The sequence below is a fragment of the Actinokineospora sp. PR83 genome (assembly GCF_021056305.1).
GTDB lineage: Bacteria > Actinomycetota > Actinomycetes > Mycobacteriales > Pseudonocardiaceae > Actinokineospora > Actinokineospora spheciospongiae.
In genome coordinates, this window is sequence record NZ_JAJCXD010000072.1 from 20,985 (window position 1) to 43,940 (window position 22,956).

The window sequence follows — 22,956 nt, forward strand, 5'->3', positions numbered from 1 at the left end:
TCACCCGGCGAACGGGACATCGATCCAGGACGGGTCCGCGGGCGAGGACAGGAAGCCCAGCTTGCCGCCGTCGGTGTTCTTGTCGATGAACAGCGCGTCCTTGGAGTCGACCACCAGCGCGAGCCGGTGCCCGGCCGCGAGGTTGTACGCCGTGGGGGTGAACCGCAGGTCGAGCGGCAGCGGTGCGCCGGGGGTCGCGCCGCGCCAGGTGTAGGGGCTGTAGTTGATCAGCTTGCCGGTGCCGAACTGGTCCACGTCGTAGACGTAGGCCACGACGGTGCCCTGCGCCTTCGGGGGGCTCACCACCAGGTGGGCGGTGATGTAGCCGCGGATCTTCTGCTTCGACGCCGCCCTGGGGCCGTTCCACATGCCGCCGCTGGAGCGGTCGAGCACCTGGAGCATCGCCGTGGGCGGGTTGCCGCTGAGCGCCTCCAGGCTGTAGGTCGCCAGCGGGATGCCCCCGTTGGCCAGGGTGTCCTTGTTCGCGTTGACCTCGGTCTTCCACGCCGCCGCGGGCGCCGAGGGCAGCAGCGGGGCGTCGCCGCCGAACATCCCGGCGGGCTTCGCGCCGAGGTAGAGCTTCTGCTGCCGCTGGCCCTGCACCGCGGCCCAGTCGCCCGCGGGTTCGACCTTGTTGGTGCCCGGCCGCGGCACGACCTGCACCGGGGCCTCGGCCGCGATCGCGGTGTCGGTGCCCGCCACGTGGGCGTCGAACCAGCGGTAGACCGAGGTCCACACCCCGCTGGGCAGGCCCAGCAGGCCACCGGACTCGGTGGCGGCGTGGTCGCCAGGCAGGATCTCCAGCCGCTTGGGGCCGGTGAGCTGGGTGTAGAGGTCGGCCATCTGACCGGGCTCGAAGACCGTCTCGCTCCAGGTCTGGATCATCAGCGTCGCCGGGTGGTTGCGGTTGATCTCGGCGACGCGGGTGATCGGCGAGCGCGGCTGCGCCCACGCCTTGATCACCTCGTCCTGCGCGTCGGTGAGGTTCGGGTCGTAGATGCCCGCGAGCATCTGGTCGGACTCGAAGCTGAGCCTGCCGTTCTGCTTGCCGGACAGGTGCAGGACCAGGGCGGTGAGGCTGTGCCTGGTGTTCTCGGTCGACAGCGACCGGACCAGGTCGCTCCAGCCGCTCATCGAGGCCACGGCCTTGATCCGCGGGTCGGTGCCGGACGCGAGGACGCCGATGCCCGCGCCGTAGGACACGCCCGCGACCCCGATCCGGTTCGGGTCGGACTCGGTGTTGGCCAGGCCCCAGTCGATGACGTCGGAGACGTCGGTGAGGTCCAGCGGACCCGCCACCTGCACCTCACCTCCGGATTCGGCGAAACCGCGGGTGCCGTAGGCGAGCACGGTGTAGCCCTTGTTGGCCAGGTTCACGGCGGGGACGGTGTTCTGCGTGACCCCACCGCCCCAGGCGCTGATGACGATCGCCAGCGGGTGCGGCCCCGGCGATTTCGGCTCCATCACCATCGTCCGCAGCAGGACACCATCGCGCGCGGGCAGGTCCACGAAGCGGGTGTCGAACCCGCTCGCCTGCGCCCCGAAGGCACCGGGCACCCAGGCCACCAGCGCGGCGAGCATGGCAACCGCGGCGAGCACCGCAGCACGTTTGCGCGACATCCGAACACCCATTCCGATGTGACGAAGAATTCCCACGCCGCCGCGAATGGCATTGACGATTCGGCCAAGAACATTCGGAGAAGGCGTGGGAACAAACCGCATTCCCTTATAAAACACCGACAATGGAAAGGTAGCATCGGCAAAATTTTGGGTCAAGACTGAGGGGAGGCCGCTACAGATGTTGCGGTTGACACACAAAAAATCCGCACGCCCTGCTCACGATCGAAGCAGCCCAAAACATGAAAAAAACCCGAGCGGTCTTCACTTCCGACCGGTTGTCGCCACTGCGAGTCACCTCCGGTGCACTGGCCGAGACCAGCGGCGCAGGGATTGAGGTACGAAACGGTCCGTTCGGGTACCGCTCAGTCTCATTACTCCCGAGAAGGTCGGATAAAAGATCACAGCGTTATGGAAGGCGTTACGACTGTGTAAGGAACCGCGACGCACCCGGGCCAGAGCGAGCGGGGCGGCCCGATCCCCGGCATCCTGTCTGCCGTCGACCGTACGGAAAGGATCCGAGTGATCAGCACCAAGGCACTGCCGTTCAACAAGTACCGGGTGACCTTCACCCTCGACCGCGACGACCCGCCCGGCCCGGTCAGCGTCGTGGGCTGCTTCAACGACTGGACCCCGGGCTCGCACCGGCTGCGCAACCGCACCGGCGGCCTGCGCTCGACCACCGTCGTGGTGCCCGCGGGCTCCACCGTCTCGTTCCGCTACCTGGCCGCGGACGGCACGTGGAGCGACGACCCGGACGTGGCCGACCGGGACGAGGACGGCAACGCCGTCATCACCGTCTGACACCCGGGCGACCCGGGCGCACGGCCGTCGCGCGGGCGCTTTCGGCGCGGCCCGCGACCCCGGCCCCACCGGACCCCGGCCGTGCCCGCCGAGCAGGCGCGCACCCGTCCGACCGGGTCGGGCACACCGGGCGGGACCGCCCTCACGGGTGCCCCGCCGCGCTGCCGACCTCGCCCAACAGGGCGTCGAAGGCGGCCCGTACCGCCGGGGTGAGCGCCTCCGGGTCGCTCCCGGCCTGCTCCCGGCCCGCCTGGAAGCAGGCCCTGGCCAGCCACGGCGCCAGCACCGCGGTCCGCTGGTCGGCCCGCATCCCGTGCAGGATGTCGCGGGCCAGCTCGACCAGCCGGTCCAGCTTGCGCCCACCGCGGTCGGCCAGCTCGGGGTTGTCGCCGATGAGCTGCTCGCGCAGCCGGTAGTTCTCGCCGTCGACCACCGACTCCGCGCAGATGGACAGCACCAGCCCGCGCATCAGCTCCAGGGCGGTGCGCAGGTCGGGGGCGCGCTGCACCGGCACCGGCTCGTAGCGGGCGCGCACCTCGTCGAGCAGCTCCTGCTCCCCGGCGAAGACGACCTCCTGCTTGTCGCCGAAGTACCGGAAGAACGTGGTTCGGCCGACCTCGGCCCGGTCGGTGATGTCGGCGACGGTGACGCCCGCGTAGCCGCGTTCGGCGAACAGGGCGTAGGCCGCGGCGACGATCTCCTGCCGGGCTCGTTGCCTCTTGCGCTCGCGCAGCGGTGGTCGGTCGTCCATCACAGGAGTGTACTGAGTTCCCATCGGTACGCGGTACCACTGGGAACCGAGCGCATCGAGGCCGCGACGTGCTTGTGTGTCGTGGACCACAGCAGGCGAAAACGCGCGTGCCCCCTCCGACCGGTGGCCGGAAGGGGCACGCGCGGGCTCGCTACGCCGACCGCAGGGAGATGTCGTCGAGGATGAAGCTCGTCTGCAGGGACGAGTCCTCGACACCGGTGAACGTGAGCGCCACCGCCTGCCCGGCGAACTGGCCGACCGGGACGGTCCGCTGGACGAACCCGGCCGCCGCGTCCACGTTCGACAGGGTGGCCACCGAGGTGCCGCCCACGGTGACGGTGAGCCGGTCGTACACGCGGGTGCCGGTCTCGGCGGTGTCCACGTGCGCCCAGTAGGTCAGCACCGCGCCGGTGCACCCGGCGGGGATGGTCACCGTCTGCGCGGCGCTCTCGGTGTTCGCGCTGCCGCGCCCGTTCAGCCACGCCTTCCAGGTGCCGGTGCGCGGCGCCTGCGAGGTGGAGCTGTCGCGGACCCCGGTGCTGAGGGTCCACGGCGTGGTGCCGGACTCGAAGCCGCCGTTGACGACCAGCTCCGCCGGGGTGCAGGTGGTGCCGCCGCCGCTGGAGACCGCCTGCGCCCAGATCGTGTGCGCCACGCCGTCGGCGGTGCGGTCCAGGGCAGTGGCATTGATGTTCGCCGTGGTGTCGCACGCGCTGTGGTAGCAGGCGTCGTACGGGGCGTTGGCGGTGCCGCCCCACTTGGCGGCCTGGGCGCTGGTCTTGCGCGCCGAGGCGCCGGTGGCGTAGCCGGAGGAGGGGATGCCCGCGTTCTTGAACGAGTAGTCGTCCGAGCGGCCCGCGCCCTCCACGTTCTCCTCGGGTGCCAGGCCCAGGGAGTCCCAGTACGCCTTCATCGGGGCGGAGACGGCGGTGGAGATGTTGTTGATGAAGTAGCCGCCGTTCTTCGACCCGACCATGTCGAAGTTGTAGTACGCCTTGATGGCCGACTTCTGCGCCGAGGTGAGCGAGTTGACGTAGAAGCGCGAGCCGAGCAGGCCGGACTCCTCGTCGGTCCACCAGGCGAACCGCACGTGCTTGGCCATGGTCGGGTTCGCCGCGGCCAGTTGCAGGGCGTTCTCCAGCAGCACCGCGGACCCGGAGGCGTTGTCGTTGATGCCCGGGCCCGCCGAGACGCTGTCGAGGTGCGCGCCGAACACGATCGTCTGGCCCGCGTCGCCGCCGGGCCAGTCGGCGATCAGGTTGTTGGAGCGGTGGTTGCAGGTGGTGCAGGTCTGCTCGGCGACGGTGAAGCCCGCCGCCTGGAGCTTGCCCTTGAGGTAGGCGACGGAGGCGGTGTAGCCCGCGGAGCCCGCGCGCCGGGTGCCGCCGTTCTGGGTGGCCAGCGCGTTGAACTGGGTCAGGTGCGCCTGCACCTTCGCCACGTCCACGTTCGGCGCGGCCTGCGCGGAGGCGCCGCCGGGGGCGTCCACCGCGCCGAAGGGGTCGACAGCGCCGATCGAGTCCACAGTGGAGTTGCCTGCGAACGCCGTGCACGTCGGGTCGGCGGCCTGCGCGGGGACGCTGACGGCGTTCCACGCGGCCTTGGTCCGGTTGTAGAGGGCGCAGGTGGCGTCGAGGTTCTTCGCCGCGGTGAGGGTCGCGGTGCGGTACCTCTTGTAGGTCATGCCGCTGGTCTTGAGCAGCATCCCGCCGTAGAAGACCTTGCCAGCCGACTGGATGCCGACCCCGGTCACCGAGCTGCTGTCGCAGGTCGGGCTCACCGGCTTGCCGCCGCCCGGGTTCGAGCCCTCGGCCAGCAGGTAGAACCAGTGGTTCAGCGGGCCCGCCGCCGCGTGCACCTCGGTGCTCGGGATCGACGCGGAGTAGCAGTTGGGGTGGTTGTTGACCAGCGACGGGTTGTACATGTTGCGGATCGGCCCGTTGCCGGTGAGGTTGACCTTCTCGCCGACGAGGTAGTCGCCCGGGGTGTCGTACGGGGCGGGCTCGTTGGCGTAGGCCTCGGTCAGCGCGCCGAAGATGTCGCCGGTGCCCTCCCCGAGCCCGGCCTCGCCGTTGGCGCCGCCGGGGGTGAACTGGTCGAGGCCGTGGCCGTACTCGTGGCCGACGACGTCCATGGCGCCGATCCACTGGCCCGCGCTGTTGCGGCCGATGGTGACGCTGGAGCCGTTCCAGTAGGCGTTGGTGGTGTTGTAGCCCACGCGCGCGGGCCAGCTTCCGCCGGAACCGGTGTGGCCGTTGCGGCCCAACCAGTTCCTGAGCATGTCGAACTCCTTCTGCGCCGCCCACATGACGTCGACGCAGCCGGTCTCCTTGCTGGTGGCGTTGCCGGTGCCCCAGGTGTCGGTGGTCTTGCTGAACACCTGGCCGGTGCTGTAGTCCGCGCACTGCAGGCCCGGGCGGGTGGTGTCCTTGAGCAGGTACCGGCCGCCGGACTGGCTGGTGGTGATGGCCAGCGGGCTGGGGCCGTTCCACTGGCTGGTGCCGGTGCCGTGCTCGACGTCGTCGTGCCGGTCCAGCACGGTGCCGGTGACCGCGTCGACCCAGACCGTCAGGTGGCTCTCGCCCTCGGCGGAGGCGCCGCCGAGCACGGTCTGCCAGGCCAGCTTCGGGGTGTCACCGGTCAGCTTGACCACCAGCGACCGGGACTCGACCGCGTCGACCCTGGCCAGTTCGCGCCGGGCGGTGGCCTCGGCGGCCTCGCCGGTGACCTCCGGCGTGGTACCGATCCGCACCGTGGCACCGCTGGCCTTGGCGCTGGCGCGCACCGACCCGGTGCCGTCGGTCAGCATGGTCGCGTCACCGCCGACGACCGGCAGGCCGCGGTAGGTGCGCTCGTAGGCGACGGAGTAGAGGCCGTCCACCCACGGGGTGACCAGGCCCCGCCGGTAGACCTCGTCCGGACCCGCGCCGAGCGCGGTCGCGGCGGCCCGGTCGGCCGCGCCCAGGGCCCGGGTCTGCGCGTCCGGGACGACGGGGACGACCGGGACGGCGGAGGCGGGGGTGCCCACCGCGGAACCCGCGAGGACGGCCAGGGCGAGCCCGGCCGTCACCGTTCTGCGTGTCATCGATGCTCCTCGTGGCAGGGTTGCACGCCCGGGTCGAGCGGGGGACACGCCTCGACCCGGGCCCTGCGAGCATCCGCACCCGGTGCGGTTCGGGTCAACGCGGTGGCGGCATCCGTCAAAGAACCGTCAAATCCCCTGACGGCACAGCGCAAAGCGGCGAATCCGGCAAAAGCCCTCCGGCGACCGGTCAGGCCGGGACGTCGACCCGGGTCAGCGCGGCCACGTCCCCGAGGAGCCGGGCGGTCGCGCCCGCGTCCCCCGCGGCGGCGGCCCAGGTCAGCCCCTGCCCCAGCCACGCCATGCCCAGCGCGTCCTGCCCCCGGGCGGCGCGCAGCCTGCCCGCCACCCGCGCGTAGTGGGCGGCGAGGGTGAGCAGCGCCCGGGAATCGGCCGGGGCCAACCGGTGCAGCGCCCACTCCACCGGGGCCAGCGCGTCGGTGGCTGCGCAGTCGTGCAGCAGCGCGGTGAGCACGTGCACCAGGTCCGGCCCCGGCCGCTCGCGCCCGAGCCGGGCCAGCAGCGCGTGCGCGCTCCCGGCCGCGGGCACCCGGCAGGCCACCGCCCCGTGCTCCGGGCAGCCGATCCCCGCCGCCGGGAGCACGGCGGGCCAGCGGCGCAGCGGGATCGGCACCCCGCCTGCCGCCGCCCCCGGCAACAGTGACAGCAGTGTCTGTTGTGGACTGTCCTGGATGTCCAGTGCGGCCAGTTCCCCGCCGGTGCCCAGCACCTCGTCCAGCGCCACCGCCAACCCGCGCGGCGGGGTCCTGGCACCGCTCTCCACCTTCGAGATCAGGCTGTGGTGGTAGCCCACCCGCTGCCCCACCTGCGCCTGGGTCAACCGGGCCCGCCGCCGGTGCGCCCGCAACGCCCGCCCGAACTCGGCCGCCACAACCCCTCCCCGGCCCGGCCGGTCGCCGGGTGCACACGGAACGTAACACCGGTGGACGCGCTGCGATAAGGGCTGCTCAGCGGTGGGAAATAAACAGCTCTTTCCCAGTTCCACTGCCCGTTCAGGCTGCGCGGCGGGCGACGAACGCGTGGGTGCCGGACTTGAACAGCCGGAACGGCACCGGCCGCAACTCGGTGTCGACGCCGCGCTCGGCGAGGTCGGCGCGGAGCCGGTCCAGCTCCGGGTACGGCCTGCCCATGGTGTCGACCAGCGGGTAGACCCTGGCCTCCAGGGCGCTCACGCGGACCATCTCGGCGATCGAGGCGAGCAGCAGGTCGTGGCCGAAGTCGTCGGGGTAGGAGAACAGCAGGTGGCTCGACAGGGCGATGCGGAACTCCCCGTCGGCGAACGGCAGGACGGGCAGGGAGGCCGCGCGGTAGTGCGCGGAGTCGGGCCGGTAGTGGGCCTCGAAGCGGCGCAGGTTGTGCTGCCACTCGGCGAGGTGGGCCACCGGCGCGTCGGCGACGTGCTCGGCGTAGAGCTCCGGCCAGGTGGTGATCGCCGTGCGGGCCAGCGCGGCGCCCCGGTCGGCGGCGGCGGTCAGCTCAGCGGCGGGCCGGTGGTAGTGCGGGTCGACCGCGCACCCGGTGCCGCCCAGGGCGACCAGGTCGGCCAGGAAGCTCGACGCGCCGCCCGCCACGTCGAGGACCGGACCGCCGAGCAGGTCCGCGTCGGAGAGCGCGAACATCTCCCGGTACTCCCCCAACCGCCGCGCCGAGACGATCAGGGAGCCGATGCCCTGGTACCGCTGCTGCGCCGTGCCCGGTAAAACCGCCACCGTCTTCCGCTCCTCTGCCCGTGCCGGACCGATCGCGGCAGGTCCGGATCGGCGGATGCGGAGATTAATCAGCGCACCCCGCGCGGGGTGCGACCGGGTCCTGCTCGCGGGCCACCCACCCGCCACCGGGCGAACCGGTACCCACCCACCATTTGTCCCGGAATGGCCTTTCCCCGGGTGACAACTATTGATTCTTGCCGCGCCCCCACATCGCCATTACCGTCGATTGAGCGGCGGGAACAGCGACGTTTTCCGGGCGGGAAGAGGTCAGTCGATGGTTCGGGTCCGACGGGTGTGGCGGGTGGTGTGCGCCGCCGTGGTGGCGGCGCTGGTGGGGGCGGCGGTCCTGGCCGCGGTGCCCGCGCAGGCGATCGGGTTCCCGCTGGTGCGGGTGGACGGCGGCCTGTTGCTCGGCCGGTCTGCCGACGGGGTGGACGCGTTCCGCGGCATCCCGTTCGCCGCGCCGCCGGTGGGGCCGCTGCGCTGGCGGGCGCCGCAACCGGCGGCCGGGTGGTTCGGGGTGCGCGACGCGGAGAAATCCGGGAACAAGTGCGCGCAGACCTACGGCATCGATTTCACCAGGGTCACCACCGAGGACTGCCTGTACCTCGACGTGCACGTGCCCCGCGGCGGCGCGGCGGGCAAACCGGTGATGGTGTGGATCCACGGCGGCGCGTACGTCATCGGGTCCGGCAGCGAGTACGAGACCTCGGAGCTGGCCGGGTTCGGTGACGTCGTCGTCGTGACGATCAACTACCGGATGGGGCCCTTCGGCTTCCTCGCCCACCCGGCGCTCGACGGCGACGGCCAGTTCGGGCTGATGGACCAGCAGGCGGCGCTGCGGTGGGTGCAGCGCAACATCGCCGCGTTCGGCGGGGACCCGGCCAACGTCACGATCTTCGGCGAGTCGGCGGGCGGCGGCAGCGTGTGCTCGCAGATCGCCTCCCCGCAGGCGGCCGGGCTGTTCGCCCGCGGCATCGCCGAGAGCGGCTGCGCGGTGCCCGCCCCCACCGTGGCGCAGGCCGAGAGCCTCGGCGAGGGCTTCGCCCGCGGCGTCGGCTGCCCGCAGAGCACGACCGATGCGTGCCTGCGCGGCAAGTCCACCGGCGAGCTGCTCGCCGGGGCCGGGATCAGCCTCAGCGACATCAACCTGCGCTGGACCCCGCCGGTGGGCGGCGGCATCGTGCCGATGGCGGTCCAGGACGCGTTCGAGACCGGGCGGGTCAACCGGGTTCCCCTGCTCCAGGGCACGAACCGGGAGGAGGCGTCGCTGTTCGTGGCGATCAAGGCGCTGGCCGGTACGACGGTGACCGCGGTGAACTACCCGACCCGGCTCAGCGAGCGCTTCGGCGGCGGCTTCGTCGAGCGGATCGCCGCGCAGTACCCGCTCGGCGGCTTCCCCAGCCCCCCGGATGCGATCAGCGGGGCGCTGACCGACGCGGTGTTCGCCTGCTCGGCGCAGTACTCCAACCAGGCCCTGGCCCGGCACGCCCCGGTCTACGCCTACGAGTTCGACGACCCCGCCGCGCTGCCCCCGGACCTGCCGTTCTACCTGCCGTCGGGTTCCTCGCACGCCGCGGAGCTGCCGTACGTGTTCGGCCGCTCGGTGGGCACGAAGCTGCCGCCGTTCTTCACCCCGGAGCAGCGGTGGCTCTCCACCGCGATGATGTCCTACTGGACGTCCTTCGCCAGGACCGGCGTGCCGACCGGGCCCGCCCCGTGGGCCCCGGTCACCCCGGGCCGCGACGTGGTGCAGCGGCTGAGCCCCACCTTCGTCGGACCGGCGGCCTCGTTCGGCGCCGACCACCGGTGCGGGTTCTGGAAGCAGATGTACGACGACGGCATGGTCCCCAACATCTGAGCCCCTGATCTTCGAGCGAGGAGTTCCCCAGTGCGGATCCGAGTGACCCTGGCCGCGGCGGCGGTGCTGGCCGCGGCCACCACCGCGGCCGTCGTGGTGGCCGAACCGGGCACCGCGAGCGCGGCCGAGCCGCTGGCCCGCACGGTGTGGCTGTGCAAGCCCGGCCTGACCGACAACCTGTGCGGCCAGGCGCTCGACGGCACGCAGGACAAGGCGCCGCACTACCCGAACGGCAGAGCGGTCAACCTCGACGCGAGCACGATGTCCGCCGACGACGAGCCGGTCGGCGTCGAGCCGTTCGCGCCGGGCGGGCCGAAGCCGGTCGACTGCTTCTACGTCTACCCCACCGTCGACGCGCTGCCGAACCCGCTGGTGCAGACCGGGAACATCCCGCCGGAGCGCCGCGAGGAGGGCACCGCGGTGACGCTGGCGCAGGTCGCCCGGTTCACCCACCACTGCCGGGTGTTCGCGCCCAGCTACCGGCAGATCCCCCTGGCGGGCCTGCTCGGCGGCGTCACCGGGCCGGACCGCGAGCGCGCCGCGCTGGACGTGCGCACGGCCTTCGAGGACTACTGGGCGCACGACAACATCGACCCGGCGACCGGTGAGCGGCGCGGGGTGGTGCTGCTCGGGCACTCGCAGGGCACCTTCGTGCTGACCGACCTGATCAAGGCCAAGTTCGACGGGCCGACGCCGGAGCGGGATCGGCTGATCAGCGCGTACCTGCTCGGCGGGTCCGTGCAGGTGCCGGTGTCCGCGGGCGACCAGGACAACCCCGGGGCGTCCTTCCGGACGCTGCGGCCGTGCGCGAGCACGACCGAGCGGGGCTGCCTGGTCGGGTACTCCGCGTTCGCGGTTGAGCCGGGCCAGTCGCCGGGGGCCATGTTCGCGGGCAACCTGGCGCCGGGGGTGAAGTCGCTGTGCGTGAACCCGGCCGCCCTGCTGGCGGGCGCCCCCACCGACGCGACCACGCCGATCGACCCGTACCTGCCGACCAGGACGCTGCTCAAGGGCAACCCGTTCGCCCACGCCGGACCGCTGTCGCTGATCCTGACCGGTGTCCCGGTGCCGAACCTCACGACCGGCTTCGCCCACTACCCCGGCGACGGGCGGGGTGGCTGCCGCTTCACCGGGGACGAGGCGGCGAACCGCTCCTGGATGCAGGTGGACGCGAGCCCGAAGGTGGCGCCGCCGCGGAGCGGGGCGACCTCGTTCGGCCTGCACGTCGGTGACTACAACCTGCTCGCCGGTGACCTGGACCGCCTGCTCGGCGCCCAGGTCGCGGCCTGGCGCGGATGAGGTGCGGTGGTGCCCGCCCGCCCGCCGGGCACCACCGACCCAGGGCCTGTCCCCGAAGCCGGCTCCCCCGCGAACCGCCTGCCCGGCTACCAGCCACCCAAAACCTCACCGGCGCAGCGACAACCAGCCACCCCCGAAACCGCAGGCCCGGCTATGGACGTGCCCGGGTGAGTGGATGTGCTCGACAACCAGCCACCCTCGCAACCGCCGGCCTGGCTATGCCCCTGCCCGGGTGGGTGGATGTGTTTGGTCGGGGGTGGCGATCATGTGCAAGCCTGTCCTGGCGGTGGGGCATCCCTTCAGCCCCACCCTGTCACGCTGGGCCACATGATCGCCGTAGGGGCCCCGGCCAAGCACATCCACCCAGCCGGGCACACCAGCGAAAACCCCGGGGCCTAGCGCTTGGTGAGCAGGCCCTGCCCGACGATGCGGCGGGCGATCCGCTTGAGCAGCGACTTGCGCGGATGGGTCGCCGCGGGGGGTGCGAGGGTCGGCTTCGTGGCCCGGGGGATGGGCGAGAAGCGCACGGTCTGCTCTGCTGACACGGGAGTCTCACGATTCGGTGTAGAGATCGACACGGTTCGATCGTGCCACCCGCTCGCGCCGGTCGGTGACGAACCCACCGCTCACAGTGACCTGCGCCACTGTGTAACCTGCGCCCCGACGCAAACCGGTACTCAGTAATACCCGTTCGGATGACAATTTGTCACGGTGCGCGTTCGGCTTCACCCGATCGCAACGTCAGCCAGCGACAATCACCTCCCCCAGGCGTTCTCACCTCCCGGAAGACGTGGCCATGGACCTCATCGAGGAAAGCGCGGCGCTGTCGGACCTGATGTGGCGGGTGTACCACCACGTCCGCGACGGCGGGGCGGACATGAGCGAGGGCGGCGCCAGCGTCGCCGAGGCGACCTACCTGCGCGACCTGGCGACCCGGCACCGGGCCGGGCTGGTCTTCGAGATCGGCTTCAACCTCGGCTTCTCGGCCATCGCGTTCCTGGAGAGCGGTCCGGACACCCGGGTCGTCTCCTTCGAGCTGGACGACCGGCCGAGCGTGCTGCTGGCCAAGCAGTTCGTCGACGAGCGCTACCCGGGCCGCCACGAGCTGGTCCTGGGCGACTCGCTGAGCACGGTGACCGCGTTCGCCGCCGACCGCCCCGAGCGGGCCGACCTGATCTTCGTCGACGGCGGGCACGACTACGAGGTGGCCGCCGCCGACCTGCGCAACGCCCGCGCGGTGACCCGCCCCGGCGGGCACGTGGTGATCGACGACCTGGTGCCCTGGTACCCGTGGGGCGTCGGGCCGACGCGGGCCTGGACCGAGGCCGCGGGCACCGGGCTGCTGGTCGTCGACGAGTCCTACGTGGACGGCAGGCGGGTCGAGCGGATCGAGGCGCCGGGCGACCGGGCGTGGTCAGCCGGTCGGTTCCTCGCCTGAGGCGCGCGCCCCGGCGGCCTGCTCCGCGGAGACCTGCGCGGGTCGGCTGCCCCGGCCGTAGCGGGCGAGCACGGCGGCGCGCAGCTCCTCGTCCGAGCGCGGCACCGGCTCGATGAAGACCTCCGCCACGTCGGGCTGCGCCGCCTGCAGGTCGGTCGCCATCCGCACGCAGACCCGCTCCAATTCGCCCGCGGTGATGGCGTCGTCGAAGTCGACCCTGGCGCAGACGAGCACCCGGTCGGTGCCGATCAGCATGGTCTGCAGGTCCACCACCGCGTCCACCTCGGGGGTGGAGTTGAACGCGTCCCGGATGGCGAACACCAGGCTCGGGTCCGCCTGCCTGCCGATGAGCAGCCCCGCGTTGGTGCGGCCGAGCAGGAAGGCCACCCCGGCGAGCAGGACGCCGATGGCCACCGAGGCGACGCCGTCCCAGACCGAGGACCCGGTGAGCTGGTGCAGGCCGACCCCGGCGAAGGCCAGCAGCAGGCCGATGAGCGCGGCGGAGTCCTCGTAGAGCACCGTCTTGGACGTCGGGTCGTCGCTGTGGCGCAGTTCGTCGCCGAACGAGCGGCCGGTGGCCCTGGCCTCGCCGCGGACCTGCCGCAGCGCCTGCAACCACGAGGTGCCCTCCAGCAGGAAGGCGATCGCCAGCACGATGTAGGCCACCAGCGGCGAGGTCTGCTCCTCGGGTTCGCCGAAGATCGTCGAGAACCCCTCGTACAGGGCGAAGACGGCGCCCGAGGTGAAGATGGACACCGCGGCGAGCAGCGACCAGAAGTAGCGCGCCTTGCCGTAGCCGAACGGGTGCTCCCGGTCGGCGGGCTTGGTGGACGCCTTGAGCGCGGTGAGCAGCAGGATCTCGGTGAAGGTGTCGGCCACCGAGTGCGCCGCCTCGGAGAGCATCGCCGCCGACCCGGTGATCAGCCCGGCGATCAGCTTGAGCACGGCGATGGCGAGGTTCACCGATCCCGCGAGGACGACGGTCAGGGTGCTCTCGCCCGAGTCGGGGATCTCGGTCTTCTTCTCGGCCACGGGCCGAGGTTAAGCCCGGTGCGGTGCCCGCGCCGGGTGGCCGCTCACGCCCGCTGCGCGCCGAAGGCCGCGAGGAAGGTGTCGACGGCGGCCTCGGCCACCGCCCGGTACTCGGCTTCGCCGAGGGCCTTGGTGCCCATGCGGGAGCGCGCCTCCATCGGACCGGTCAGCAGGGCGGCGAACTGCTCCGCGGCGGCGACCGGGTCCAGCCTGCGCAGCCTGCCCGCCAGCGACAGCCGGGCCAGCCGGTCGGCCAGGGCCTCGGCCACCTGGTCGGCGGCGCCCGCGCGCACCACGTCGAACAGGTCGGGGAACTTGGTGACCTCGGCGTAGAGCAGCCTGCGCAGCGCCCAGGAGCGGTCGTCGCTGTAGCACTCGACCAACCGGGAGCCCACGTCCACCAGCAGGGGCCGGATGTCGTCGCCGGTGTCCTGGAGGCGGTGGACCACGGCCAGGTTCTTGACCACCGCGCGCTCGGCCTCGGCGACGACGACCGCGCGGAAGAGGCCCTCCTTGTCACCGAAGTGGTTGTAGACGGTGGGCTTGGCCACCCCCGCTTCGGCGGCGATGGCGTCCACGCTCGCCGCCGCGTAGCCCTCGCGGGCGAAGACGGTGAACGCGGCGCCGAGGATGGATTCGCGCTTGTCGATGCGCCCGCGCGACGCCGGGCGGGCGGGGTCGGCGGTGCGGGCTGCGGTCACGGCAGCCAGTCTACCCACCCATCCGTCAAACTGAACTGATCAGTTCATTTCACAATCCGGAGCGGTTGCATCTCTACCGATTCGATCACTAGATTGAACTGACCAGTTCATTTCAGATCGGAGCGGAGCATGACCACCGGTTTTGACCCCACCCTCCGCAGGCTGATCGCCGTGCTCCTGCTCGGCGGGGTGATGGGGCTGCTCGACGGCACCATCGTCGCCGTCGGCGCCGACACCCTGGCCGAGCGGTTCGACGTCGGCCTGGCCTCGGTCGGCTGGGTGTCGACCGCCTACCTGCTGGCCGTCACGGTGGCGATCCCGCTGACTGCGTGGGCGGGCGAGCGGTTCGGCACCAAGCGGCTGTGGCTGTGCGGCCTCGCCCTGTTCCTGCTCGGCTCGGTTGCGGCCGGGGCCGCCTGGGACATCGGCAGCCTGATCGCCTCCCGGGTCGTGCAGGGACTCGGCGGCGGCACCTTGGAGCCGATCATGCTGACCCTGCTCGCCCGTGCGGCCGGACCGGCCAGGGCCGGGCGGGTCATGGGGGTGATGGGCATCGTGCTCTCACTCGGGCCGGTGCTGGGCCCGGTCCTCGGCGGGGTGATCATCCAGACCCTCGACTGGCGGTGGATGTTCTTCGTCAACCTGCCGATCGGCCTGCTGGCACTGGTGTGCTCGGCCCGGCTCGTCCCCGCCGACCCACCCCCGCCGGAGCACCCCGCGCGGCTCGACGTGGTCGGGCTCGCCCTGCTCTCCCCCGGTTTCGGGATGATCGTCTTCGGCCTGTCCCGGGTGGAGCACGGCGGCACACCGCTGGTCGGGCTCCTCGGCGCGGCGCTGCTGCTCGCCTACGGCGTGCACGCGCTGCGCACCAGGCGGACGGCGCCGCTGCTGGACCCGCGCCTGTTCCGCAACGGGCGGTTCGCCGCCACCGTGCTGGTCATGTCGGCGATGGGGGCGTGCATGTTCTCGATCCTGTTCGCGCTGCCGCTGCACCACCAGGTGCTCGGCGGGCAGGGCGTGCTGGCCGCCGGGTTGGCCGTCGCGCCGTTCGGCGTGGGGTCGGCGCTGGCGATGCCGGTGGCCGGGCGGTTCAGCGACACCCTGGGGGCGCGGCGGCTCGCTTTCGGCGGGGCGGTGGTCGCCGCTGTGGCGGCGTTGGGGCTGGCCCTGTCCGGGAACGGGCTCCTGGCTTCCGCCGCGCTGACTTTCGTGATGGGGGCGGGGTTGGGGACGGTGGGGGCGTCGAGCATGGGGGCGATGTACCGGACGCTGCCCCCGGAGTCGGTCGCGCAGGGCAGTTCCGCGCTGTTCATCCTCAACCAGCTAGGTGCGTCGCTGGGGATCGCAGCGGTGTCGGTGCTGGCTCAGGGGTGGGGCGTGCACAGCGCGCTCTGGTGGGTCGTGGCGGTGCACGTGGTGATCCTGGCTGGCTCACCACTGCTGCCCGGCAAGCTCGCCGCTGCGCGTCCGGAACCGGCGCCCGCGCGTTAGACCGCTCCTACCGCACCAGTTCTCCCAGCGCGGCCATGGCCGCGCGGAGCTGGTCGTCGCGGAGGTAGGGGGCGGGGCCGAAGCGGAGGTGGTCGCCCCGGCTGTCGGTGGCGACCCCGGCTCCGGCCAGGGCGGTGTGCAGGTGGGCGGCGTCGGGGGTGCGCAGGGACAGGAAGCCCCCGAAAGCCGTGCGCGGGGCCGTGCGGTCGCGGGTGATCAGGTGCTCGGGGAGGTCCATGGCGTCGAACTCCTCGGCGAGGATCGTGTTCTGGCGCAACGAGACCGCGCGCAGGACCTCCGGGGTGAGCCCCTGGCTGTCGGAGAAGTCCAGGACGGCGCAGGCGCGGTAGTGGCTGACCGGGTCGTAGGTGGCGCCCGCGAACCTGGCCGCGCCGGTGCCGTAGGGGACCAGGTCCGGGTTCCGCTCGTCGGCCAGGGCGTCGAACTCGGCGTACCAGCCCGTGATCACCGGGCGGAGGGTGTCGGCGTGCGGGGGCAGGCGGAGGAAGCAGTTGCCCTCGCCGAGCTGGAGGTACTTGTAGCCGCCGCCGACCACCCACGCCGCTTCGAGGCCGGTGGCGTCGAAGGGGAGGGCGCCCAGGGCGTGGTAGGCGTCGACGAGGAGTTCCGCGCCGGTGCGGGCGCAGGCGGCGGCGAGGGAGTCCAGGCCGGGCACCACGTGCGCGGTCTCGAACAGGACGGCGGAGACCAGCACCGCCGCGGTCCGGTCGTCCACTTCGGACGCCAGGCGCTCGGGCAGGTCGGTCACCGGGTGCGCGGGGACGCGGACCACCTCGATCAGGCCCTCGCCGAGGCGGCCCAGTTGGCGGCGCAGGGTGTGGAACTCGCCGTCGGTGGTGACCACGCGGGGGCGGGTGCGCAGCGGCAGGGCGGAGAGGAACCGCAGCACCAGTTCGTGGGTGTTGGTGCCGAGGGCGACCTCGCCGCCGCCGACCAGGGTGGCGTAGTGGTCGCGGAGGCGGTCGGCCTTGGCGAAGGCTCGGGACCACTTGCCGTCGACCTGCTCGGCGGCGTCGGCGAACGCCTCGACCTGCCCGTCCAGGGCCACGTCCGGCCACGCCTGGTGCGAGTGGCCGGTCAGCAGCAGCCGCTCGGCCACCCGGAAGCGGGCGTAGTGCGGGGCCAGGTCCTCCGGGCGCGGCGTTCCCCGATCGGCCGTCACAGCTCGCTCCGCACGGCCCACAGGTCGGGGAAGACCGGGGTGAACAGGGTGCCGCGCAGGTAGGCGGCGCCGGGTGAGCCGCCGGTGCCCGCCTTGGTGCCGATGGTGCGCTCGACCATCTTCACGTGCCGGTACCGCCACTCCTGGAGGCCCTCGTCCAGGTCGACCAGGTACTCCGCCACGGTCGACGGGCCGCTGTCGTCGGCGTAGACGCGCAGCAGCACCTCCTGCAACTCCGCCGACTCTTCCCACGAACGGGTGAAATCCCGGTCGAGCAGAGCCGCCGGGACGGAGTAGCCGTGCACCGCGAGGTAGGCCAGGAACGAGTCGAACACCGAGGGCCGCGACATCGCCGCGACCAGGGCCGGGGACTCGGAGTGGTGCGCCAGGACCCGGGGGTCGCGGCGGCCCAGGACCGCCTCCAGCTCCCGGAACTGGGCCGACTGGAAGCCGCTGGAGGCGTCGAGCCTGGTCCGGAAGCTGGTGAACTGCCTCGGCGTCATCGTCTCCAGCACGTCGACCTGGGCCACGATCACCTTGAACACCGACAGCACCCGGCGCAGCGTCCTGGTCGCGTGCGCGGTGTCGCCCTTGGCCAGCACGTCCTGCAGGTGTCCCAGCTCGTGCAGCATCTGCTTGAACCACAGCTCGTAGACCTGGTGGATCGTGATGAACAGCGGCTCGTCGTGCTCGTCGGAGCGCGGGCGCTGGGCGCCGAGGACCTCGTCGAGGGCCAGGTAGGAGGTGTAGGTCAACGTCGCGTCGTGCGCCACGGTCGTCCTCGCTTCCATCGGGTGCGGTGCCAACAGCCTCACACGTGTGCACGAGTCGTGGAGTGTCGGTCCCGGCTGCCATGATCGGGCCATGACGGACGAGGCGTTCTGGCAGCTGATCGGTCGGGCGGTGGAGCAGCCCGGGGACCGCGACGAGCACGCCGAGTGGCTGACCGAGGAGCTGACCAGGCTCCCGCTCGCCCAGGTGGTGGACTTCGCGGTGCGGCTGGCCGCGGTGCGCGCCCGCGCCGACACCCCGGAGCTGCTCGCCGCCGCCCACCTCATCCACGCCGGGTCCTGCTCGGAGTACTCGTTCCGGTCGTTCCGGCTGTGGCTGCTCACCCTGGGCCGGGAGACCTTCGACGCGGTCGTGGCCGACCCGGACGGGCTGGCCGGGGTGGAGCAGGTGCGCGCGCTCGCCGCCCGGCCGATGCGCGAGTGGTCGGCGCAGGACTGGCCGGAGTGGGAGAGCCTCGACTTCGCCGCGCACGAGGCGTTCGACGAGTCCACCGGCCGCGACTGCGCCCTGGCCGAGGAGCTGGCCAGGCTCGGCGTGGCCGAGTCGACCGGCCCGGTCCCGCCCGGCGGGCCGGTGCGGCTGCCCCGGCTGGCGGAGCTGTTCGAGGGCGCGACCGTCCGGGGCTGAGCGGGGCCCCGGTGAACAGGGGGAACGAATCGGGCGCCGGGCTTGTTACCGTGGTGTGGTGAACGTCGAGGTGACCCCGCTGCCCGGGATAGGCACACGCCAGGACTTCGTCGCGCGTTCCGGCCGCCGGATCGGGGTGATCACCTACCGGGACGGTCACTTCGACCTGATCGTGTCCAAGCACGACGACCCGGACTCGTGCGTGGCGTCGATCCCGCTGACCGTCGAGGAGTCCGGCGCGCTGGCGAACCTGCTCGGCGCCCCGCAGCTCGTCGCGCTGCTGGAGGAGCAGAACCGGGAGGTCGCCGGGGTGAGCACCCGGCAGCTCCCGCTGGCCCCGAACTCCCCGTACGACGGCCGCACCCTGGGCGACACGGCGCTGCGCACCCGCACGGCGGTCTCCGTCGTCGCGGTGGTGCGGGCGGGCACCGTGCACCCCTCGCCGCGGCCGGACTTCGTGTTCCGCGGCAGCGACCTGCTGATCACCGTCGGCACCGCGGAGGGGTTGGCCAAGGCCGTCGACGTCCTCGAAAACGGCTGAGCACGAGGAAGAACCCGAGAACTTGCACAACACCGCCATCTCCCTGATCGAGCTGGGAGCGGTCTTCTTCGGCCTGGGCATCCTGGGCAGGCTCGCCTGGAAGATCGGCATCTCACCCATCCCGCTCTACCTGGTCGGCGGCCTCGCCTTCGGCGCGGGTGGGCTGGTCCCGCTGGAGGGCATCGAGGGGTTCACCGAACTCGCGGGTGAGATCGGCGTGGTTCTCCTGCTGTTGCTGCTGGGCCTGGAGTACTCCGCCGCCGAGCTGGTCACCGGCCTGCGCCGCTCCTGGCTGGCCGGGATCGTCGACCTGGTGCTCAACGCCGCCCCCGGCGCGGTCGTGGCGTTCCTGCTGGGCTGGGGCCCGGTCGGCGCGCTGGCCATGGCCGGGGTCACCTACATCTCCTCCTCCGGCATCGTCGCCAAGGTCCTCGGCGACCTGGGCAGGCTCGGCAACCGGGAGACCCCGGTGGTGCTGTCGATCCTGGTGTTCGAGGACCTGGCGATGGCCCTCTACCTGCCGATCCTCACCGCGGTCCTGGCCGGGACGACGCTGCTGGGCGGGTTCACCGCCGTCGGCATCTCGCTCGTGGTGATCACCGTCGTGCTGGTCATCGCGCTGCGCTTCGGCAAGTACGTGTCGATGGTGGTCGACAGCCCCGAGCCGGAGGTCTTCCTGCTCCGGGTGCTCGGCGCGGCCCTGCTGGTGGCGGGCGTCGCCTCGCAGTTGCAGGTCTCCGCCGCGGTGGGCGCCTTCCTGCTGGGCATCGCCATCTCCGGCTCGACCGCCGAGAACGCCACCAAGCTGCTGGAGCCGCTGCGCGACCTGTTCGCGGCGATCTTCTTCGTGGTGTTCGGCCTCAACACCGACCCCCGGTCGATCCCCCCGGTGCTCGCCTACGCGGTCGGGCTGGCGGTGCTGACCACGCTCACCAAGCTCGTCACCGGCTGGTACGCCGCCAAGCGCCAGGGCATCGCCAGGATGGGCCGGGCCCGCGCCGGGGCGGCGCTGGTGGCCCGCGGCGAGTTCTCCATCGTCATCGCGGGCCTGGCGGTCGCGGCGGGGGCCGTGGACGAGCAGCTCGCGGCGCTGGCCACGGCCTACGTGCTGCTGATGGCGATCTTGGGCCCGGTCGCGGCCCGCGTGGTCGAGCCGGTGGCCAGGGCCGTGCAGCGCAAGGTGGGCTCCCCGGCCGGAACCTGAGCCACCTTCACGTGCTCACCCGGTCGGTCGATTGGCCCACGAAGATCGACGGCATACGGTCACTCGATGGAGTCGACCTTCCGGCAGGACTCGCGGGACCCGGGCACGACCCCCGCCGCCGTGCACCCCTGGGTGGCCGAACTGGCCGCGTCGACCGACCTGTCCGGCGCCCGGGTCCTGGTCCCGCTGCGCGGCGGGTCGGCGGACCTGCTCTACCTCGCCGAGCACGCCGCGGAGGTCATCGGCGTCGCGTCCACACCCCGCGCGGTCGCCGAGGTCTTCGACTCCGCGGGCCTCACCCCGGCGGTCACCGACGGCGTGCACCGGGCGGGCAACGTGACCGTGTGGTGCCGCGACCTGCTCGACCTGGGCGCGGCGGACCTCGGCCCGGTCGACCTGGTCCACGACCGGGCCGCCCTCACCGCCCTCACGGACGCCCCGCGCGACCGGTACGCCGCGCACCTGACCTCGCTGTGCGCCCCCGGGACCCGGTACTTCCTCACCACGCTGGAATACCGCCCCACCGCGCCGGAACCCCCGTTCAGCGTGGGCGCCGACCAGGTCCACGGCCACTTCGCCGAGGCGTTCTCCATCGACCACGCCCACGCCGAACCCCGCCCCGAGCACCGGCTCATGACGGAGTTCGGGCTGGACTACCTGGTGGAGCACGGGTTCCTGATGACCCGGCGGTGAGCGCCGGGTGGCCAAGGCACCTGCGTTCAACCAAGCGGGCCTTTCGCCACAGCGTCACTCGAATCGGGACAGCAGCGATACCGCCTCCTACCATTCGACACACGTCGGCCGCTGTCCGGTGACCAGGAATTCCGCTACAGCGGCATAGACGGTTTCGACCGGCACTTCGGCGTGCGGGGGGATACTGGTTTCATCGAGACCCGCGAGGAAGTAGTCCGACCACGTGCTCTTGGTGCCGGTAGTGGGAACGCAACGGTCCATCTCCACCGCCCACCCGTCCGACCGGTGCGCGGTGAGCGTGCCGAAGCCGCGGCCGTCGATCTCCACATGACCCACGATCGCGACGTTGCCCGTGCCCCGGCGCACCCGTGGCGGGAGGTCGTCGCAGCAGGGCAGCGCTGCCACCGGGTAGCGGTCGCCGTGCTTGTTCTCCACCCCCGGTGCGGGCGACGCGGAACCCGGGATCGAGCGCAGTTGTGCCGGGGTCGGACGCGGTCCCTCCGGCGCCGGGGTCTGTGGCGCACCCGATGACGGCGCACCGTGCCCCGGGCCTTCGCCTTCCACCGAGGCACTCCCGTACCGCCGTCAGTTTCGCCAACACCGCGTGCAGCGCTGCGGTCAGCTCCCCCATGGACATCGAACCATCCTGGAACGCTGGGCGACAGCGACGACGATCATCACCCAGCAGGACATCCGCAGCACCCGAACACGATGCAGAAGGCCACTTTCTGCGCCTTCACGGCCGCTGCGTTCGCTTCGTGGGTCGCCAGGTGGGTGGGCCACCCCCTGGCGGTGAACCGGGGCTGGGGTCCGGATGAGTTCGGACTGCCCATCGCCTGGCGTCACATCCCACGAGACAGGACCGTGCGGGCACAGCCCTACTTTCGGAAACCGGCGGTGAGCGCCGGTCAGAGGTCCACGGCGGCGAAGAGGGAACCGACCTCGGGGCGGCTCAGGGCGCGCAGGGAGCCGGGGCGCTGGTTGCCGAGGCGGACGTCGCCGATCTGGGTGCGGACCAGCTTGAGGACGGGGTGGCCGACCTCCTCCAGGAGCCTGCGGACGATGTGCTTGCGACCCTCGTGCAGCACGACCTCCACCAGCGCCTTGCCCGCGTAGTTGTCGACCATGCGGAACGAGTCGACCCTGGCGGGCCCGTCCTCCAGGGTCACCCCGTCGCGCAAGCGCTTGCCGATGTCCCTGGCGACCGGGCCGGGCACCTCGGCCAGGTAGGTCTTGGCGACCTCGAACGACGGGTGCATGAGCCGGTGGGCCAAGTCGCCGTCGTTGGTGAGCAGCAGCAGGCCCTCGGTCTCGGCGTCGAGGCGGCCGACGTGGAAGAGCTTGTCCTCGCGCTCGCGCAGGTAGTCGCCGACGCAGGGGCGCCCGCGGTCGTCGTCCATGGTGCTGTGGACGCCGCGGGGCTTGTTCAGGGCCAGGTACACGCGGTCCTCGCGGACGATGACCCGGACGCCGTCGACGTGGATGACCACGTTGTCCGGGTCCACGCGCTTGCCCTGCTCGCGGACGACCTCGCCGTCGACGCTCACCCGGCCCTGGTCGATGAGGTCTTCGGCGGCGCGGCGCGAGGCCACCCCCGCACCGGAGAGGACCTTCTGCAGGCGCACGCCGTCGGCGGCGGGGTTGGGCTGGGACCTAGGAGACATCGTCGATCGCTTCCACTTCCGGCAACAGAGGGGCGATCGGGGGGAGGTCCTCCAACGAGGACAGGCCCAACCGCTCCAGGAACAACTCGGTAGTCACGTACAGGATCCCACCCGTTTCCGAGTCGGTCCCGCTCTCCTCGATGAGGCCGCGCACCACGAGGGTACGGATGACGCCGTCGACGTTCACACCGCGCACCGCCGCGACCCGCGCCCGGGACACCGGCTGGCGGTAGGCGATGACCGCCAGGGTCTCCAGGGCGGCCCTGGTCAGCTTGGCCCGCTGCCCGTCGAGCAGCAGCTTCTCCACCACCGGGGCGAACCGGTCGCGGGTGAACAACCGCCACCCCGCCCCGACCCGGCGCAGGTCGATGCCGCTGCCCGCCTCGGTGTAGCGGGCCTGCACCCGCCGCAGCGCCTGCCGGGTGCGGCCGACCGGCTGGTCGACG

The 22,956-nt window shown here is 72.2% G+C and carries 22 protein-coding genes; 9 read left to right on the forward strand and 13 right to left on the reverse strand.

Features of this window, described 5'->3' with window-relative positions:
* Positions 1-1,620, reverse strand: coding sequence for a CocE/NonD family hydrolase (locus L6E12_RS23485; RefSeq protein WP_236230092.1), 1,620 nt, complete (start codon positions 1,618-1,620; stop codon positions 1-3).
* Positions 1,621-2,139: 519 nt separating this feature from the next.
* Here L6E12_RS23485 and L6E12_RS23490 point away from each other — a divergent pair.
* Entirely contained in the window at positions 2,140-2,421 is a 282-nt protein-coding gene (locus L6E12_RS23490; RefSeq protein ID WP_052021076.1) for a hypothetical protein, read from the forward strand.
* 142 nt (positions 2,422-2,563) lie between these two features.
* On the opposite strand, the gene L6E12_RS23495 is transcribed toward L6E12_RS23490, so the two are convergent.
* From L6E12_RS23495 to L6E12_RS23510, 4 genes are all read right to left on the reverse strand, one after another.
* Complete coding sequence (locus L6E12_RS23495; protein WP_236230093.1) at positions 2,564-3,172, reverse strand: TetR/AcrR family transcriptional regulator; 609 nt, start codon at positions 3,170-3,172, stop codon at positions 2,564-2,566.
* Between the two features lie 151 nt (positions 3,173-3,323).
* Positions 3,324-6,257 carry a M28 family peptidase gene (locus L6E12_RS23500; RefSeq protein ID WP_236230094.1) on the reverse strand — a complete coding sequence of 978 codons (2,934 nt, stop codon included), beginning with the start codon at positions 6,255-6,257 and terminating at the stop codon, positions 3,324-3,326.
* A gap of 187 nt (positions 6,258-6,444) precedes the next feature.
* On the reverse strand, positions 6,445-7,146 hold the full coding sequence (locus L6E12_RS23505; protein ID WP_236230095.1) for a helix-turn-helix transcriptional regulator: 702 nt from the start codon (positions 7,144-7,146) through the stop codon (positions 6,445-6,447).
* Between the two features lie 121 nt (positions 7,147-7,267).
* Positions 7,268-7,984 (reverse strand): hypothetical protein, encoded by a 717-nt coding sequence (locus L6E12_RS23510; protein ID WP_236230096.1) that lies wholly within the window; start codon positions 7,982-7,984, stop codon positions 7,268-7,270.
* Positions 7,985-8,258: 274 nt separating this feature from the next.
* Here L6E12_RS23510 and L6E12_RS23515 point away from each other — a divergent pair, with 274 nt between their 5' ends.
* Positions 8,259-9,845 carry a carboxylesterase/lipase family protein gene (locus L6E12_RS23515; protein ID WP_236230097.1) on the forward strand — a complete coding sequence of 529 codons (1,587 nt, stop codon included), beginning with the start codon at positions 8,259-8,261 and terminating at the stop codon, positions 9,843-9,845.
* A gap of 30 nt (positions 9,846-9,875) precedes the next feature.
* Positions 9,876-11,144, forward strand: coding sequence for a DUF3089 domain-containing protein (locus tag L6E12_RS23520; protein ID WP_236230098.1), 1,269 nt, complete (start codon positions 9,876-9,878; stop codon positions 11,142-11,144).
* Between the two features lie 395 nt (positions 11,145-11,539).
* On the opposite strand, the gene L6E12_RS23525 is transcribed toward L6E12_RS23520, so the two are convergent.
* On the reverse strand, positions 11,540-11,689 hold the full coding sequence (locus L6E12_RS23525; protein WP_236230099.1) for a hypothetical protein: 150 nt from the start codon (positions 11,687-11,689) through the stop codon (positions 11,540-11,542).
* A gap of 251 nt (positions 11,690-11,940) precedes the next feature.
* Here L6E12_RS23525 and L6E12_RS23530 point away from each other — a divergent pair, with 251 nt between their 5' ends.
* Positions 11,941-12,582: a class I SAM-dependent methyltransferase gene (locus L6E12_RS23530; protein WP_236230100.1), complete on the forward strand. Its 642-nt coding sequence runs from the start codon at positions 11,941-11,943 to the stop codon at positions 12,580-12,582.
* Here the strand turns inward: L6E12_RS23530 and L6E12_RS23535 are convergent.
* Positions 12,559-13,614: a cation diffusion facilitator family transporter gene (locus L6E12_RS23535; RefSeq protein ID WP_236230101.1), complete on the reverse strand. Its 1,056-nt coding sequence runs from the start codon at positions 13,612-13,614 to the stop codon at positions 12,559-12,561. The genes L6E12_RS23530 and L6E12_RS23535 overlap by 24 nt on opposite strands.
* 44 nt (positions 13,615-13,658) lie before the next feature.
* A complete protein-coding gene (locus L6E12_RS23540; RefSeq protein WP_236230102.1) occupies positions 13,659-14,315 on the reverse strand; it encodes a TetR/AcrR family transcriptional regulator C-terminal domain-containing protein in 657 nt (218 codons plus the stop codon).
* 129 nt (positions 14,316-14,444) lie between these two features.
* Between L6E12_RS23540 and L6E12_RS23545 the strand changes: the two genes are divergently transcribed.
* Complete coding sequence (locus tag L6E12_RS23545) at positions 14,445-15,806, forward strand: DHA2 family efflux MFS transporter permease subunit (protein ID WP_236230103.1); 1,362 nt, start codon at positions 14,445-14,447, stop codon at positions 15,804-15,806.
* A 7-nt stretch (positions 15,807-15,813) separates the two neighbouring features.
* On the opposite strand, the gene L6E12_RS23550 is transcribed toward L6E12_RS23545, so the two are convergent.
* On the reverse strand, positions 15,814-16,989 hold the full coding sequence (locus L6E12_RS23550) for a kynureninase (protein WP_236230104.1): 1,176 nt from the start codon (positions 16,987-16,989) through the stop codon (positions 15,814-15,816).
* Entirely contained in the window at positions 16,986-17,762 is a 777-nt protein-coding gene (locus L6E12_RS23555) for a tryptophan 2,3-dioxygenase (RefSeq protein WP_236230105.1), read from the reverse strand. The genes L6E12_RS23550 and L6E12_RS23555 overlap by 4 nt, the downstream gene beginning before the upstream one ends.
* A gap of 91 nt (positions 17,763-17,853) precedes the next feature.
* Here L6E12_RS23555 and L6E12_RS23560 point away from each other — a divergent pair, with 91 nt between their 5' ends.
* From L6E12_RS23560 to L6E12_RS23575, 4 genes are all read left to right on the forward strand, one after another.
* The gene (locus L6E12_RS23560; protein WP_236230106.1) at positions 17,854-18,408 is read left to right on the forward strand and encodes a DUF4240 domain-containing protein; all 555 of its coding nucleotides are present in this window, start codon (positions 17,854-17,856) and stop codon (positions 18,406-18,408) included.
* A 58-nt stretch (positions 18,409-18,466) separates the two neighbouring features.
* Entirely contained in the window at positions 18,467-18,949 is a 483-nt protein-coding gene (locus L6E12_RS23565; protein WP_035280458.1) for a cation:proton antiporter regulatory subunit, read from the forward strand.
* A 22-nt stretch (positions 18,950-18,971) separates the two neighbouring features.
* Positions 18,972-20,153, forward strand: a complete 1,182-nt coding sequence (locus L6E12_RS23570) for a cation:proton antiporter (protein ID WP_236230107.1) — start codon at positions 18,972-18,974, stop codon at positions 20,151-20,153.
* Between the two features lie 66 nt (positions 20,154-20,219).
* Entirely contained in the window at positions 20,220-20,846 is a 627-nt protein-coding gene (locus tag L6E12_RS23575; RefSeq protein WP_236230108.1) for a thiopurine S-methyltransferase, read from the forward strand.
* 87 nt (positions 20,847-20,933) lie between these two features.
* Here the strand turns inward: L6E12_RS23575 and L6E12_RS34850 are convergent, their stop codons facing one another.
* From L6E12_RS34850 to scpB, 3 genes are all read right to left on the reverse strand, one after another.
* Entirely contained in the window at positions 20,934-21,281 is a 348-nt protein-coding gene (locus L6E12_RS34850; RefSeq protein WP_236230109.1) for an Imm1 family immunity protein, read from the reverse strand.
* 473 nt (positions 21,282-21,754) lie between these two features.
* Complete coding sequence (locus L6E12_RS23585) at positions 21,755-22,510, reverse strand: pseudouridine synthase (RefSeq protein ID WP_236230110.1); 756 nt, start codon at positions 22,508-22,510, stop codon at positions 21,755-21,757.
* On the reverse strand, positions 22,500-22,956 hold a 457-nt coding region (gene scpB / locus L6E12_RS23590), incomplete at its 5' end, for an SMC-Scp complex subunit ScpB (protein ID WP_236230111.1). The genes scpB and L6E12_RS23585, both read right to left, overlap by 11 nt.

What these genes read in the sequence shown, in the direction of transcription:
- L6E12_RS23485 (WP_236230092.1), bottom strand. Translation starts at nt 1,620, where the DNA reads ATGTCGCGCAAACGTGCTGCGGTGCTCGCCGCGGTTGCCATGCTCGCC.
- L6E12_RS23495 (WP_236230093.1), bottom strand. Translation starts at nt 3,172, where the DNA reads ATGGACGACCGACCACCGCTGCGCGAGCGCAAGAGGCAACGAGCCCGG.
- L6E12_RS23500 (WP_236230094.1), bottom strand. Translation starts at nt 6,257, where the DNA reads ATGACACGCAGAACGGTGACGGCCGGGCTCGCCCTGGCCGTCCTCGCG.
- L6E12_RS23515 (WP_236230097.1), top strand. Translation starts at nt 8,259, where the DNA reads ATGGTTCGGGTCCGACGGGTGTGGCGGGTGGTGTGCGCCGCCGTGGTG.
- L6E12_RS23530 (WP_236230100.1), top strand. Translation starts at nt 11,941, where the DNA reads ATGGACCTCATCGAGGAAAGCGCGGCGCTGTCGGACCTGATGTGGCGG.
- L6E12_RS23545 (WP_236230103.1), top strand. Translation starts at nt 14,445, where the DNA reads ATGACCACCGGTTTTGACCCCACCCTCCGCAGGCTGATCGCCGTGCTC.
- L6E12_RS23560 (WP_236230106.1), top strand. Translation starts at nt 17,854, where the DNA reads ATGACGGACGAGGCGTTCTGGCAGCTGATCGGTCGGGCGGTGGAGCAG.
- L6E12_RS23575 (WP_236230108.1), top strand. Translation starts at nt 20,220, where the DNA reads ATGGAGTCGACCTTCCGGCAGGACTCGCGGGACCCGGGCACGACCCCC.
- L6E12_RS23585 (WP_236230110.1), bottom strand. Translation starts at nt 22,510, where the DNA reads ATGTCTCCTAGGTCCCAGCCCAACCCCGCCGCCGACGGCGTGCGCCTG.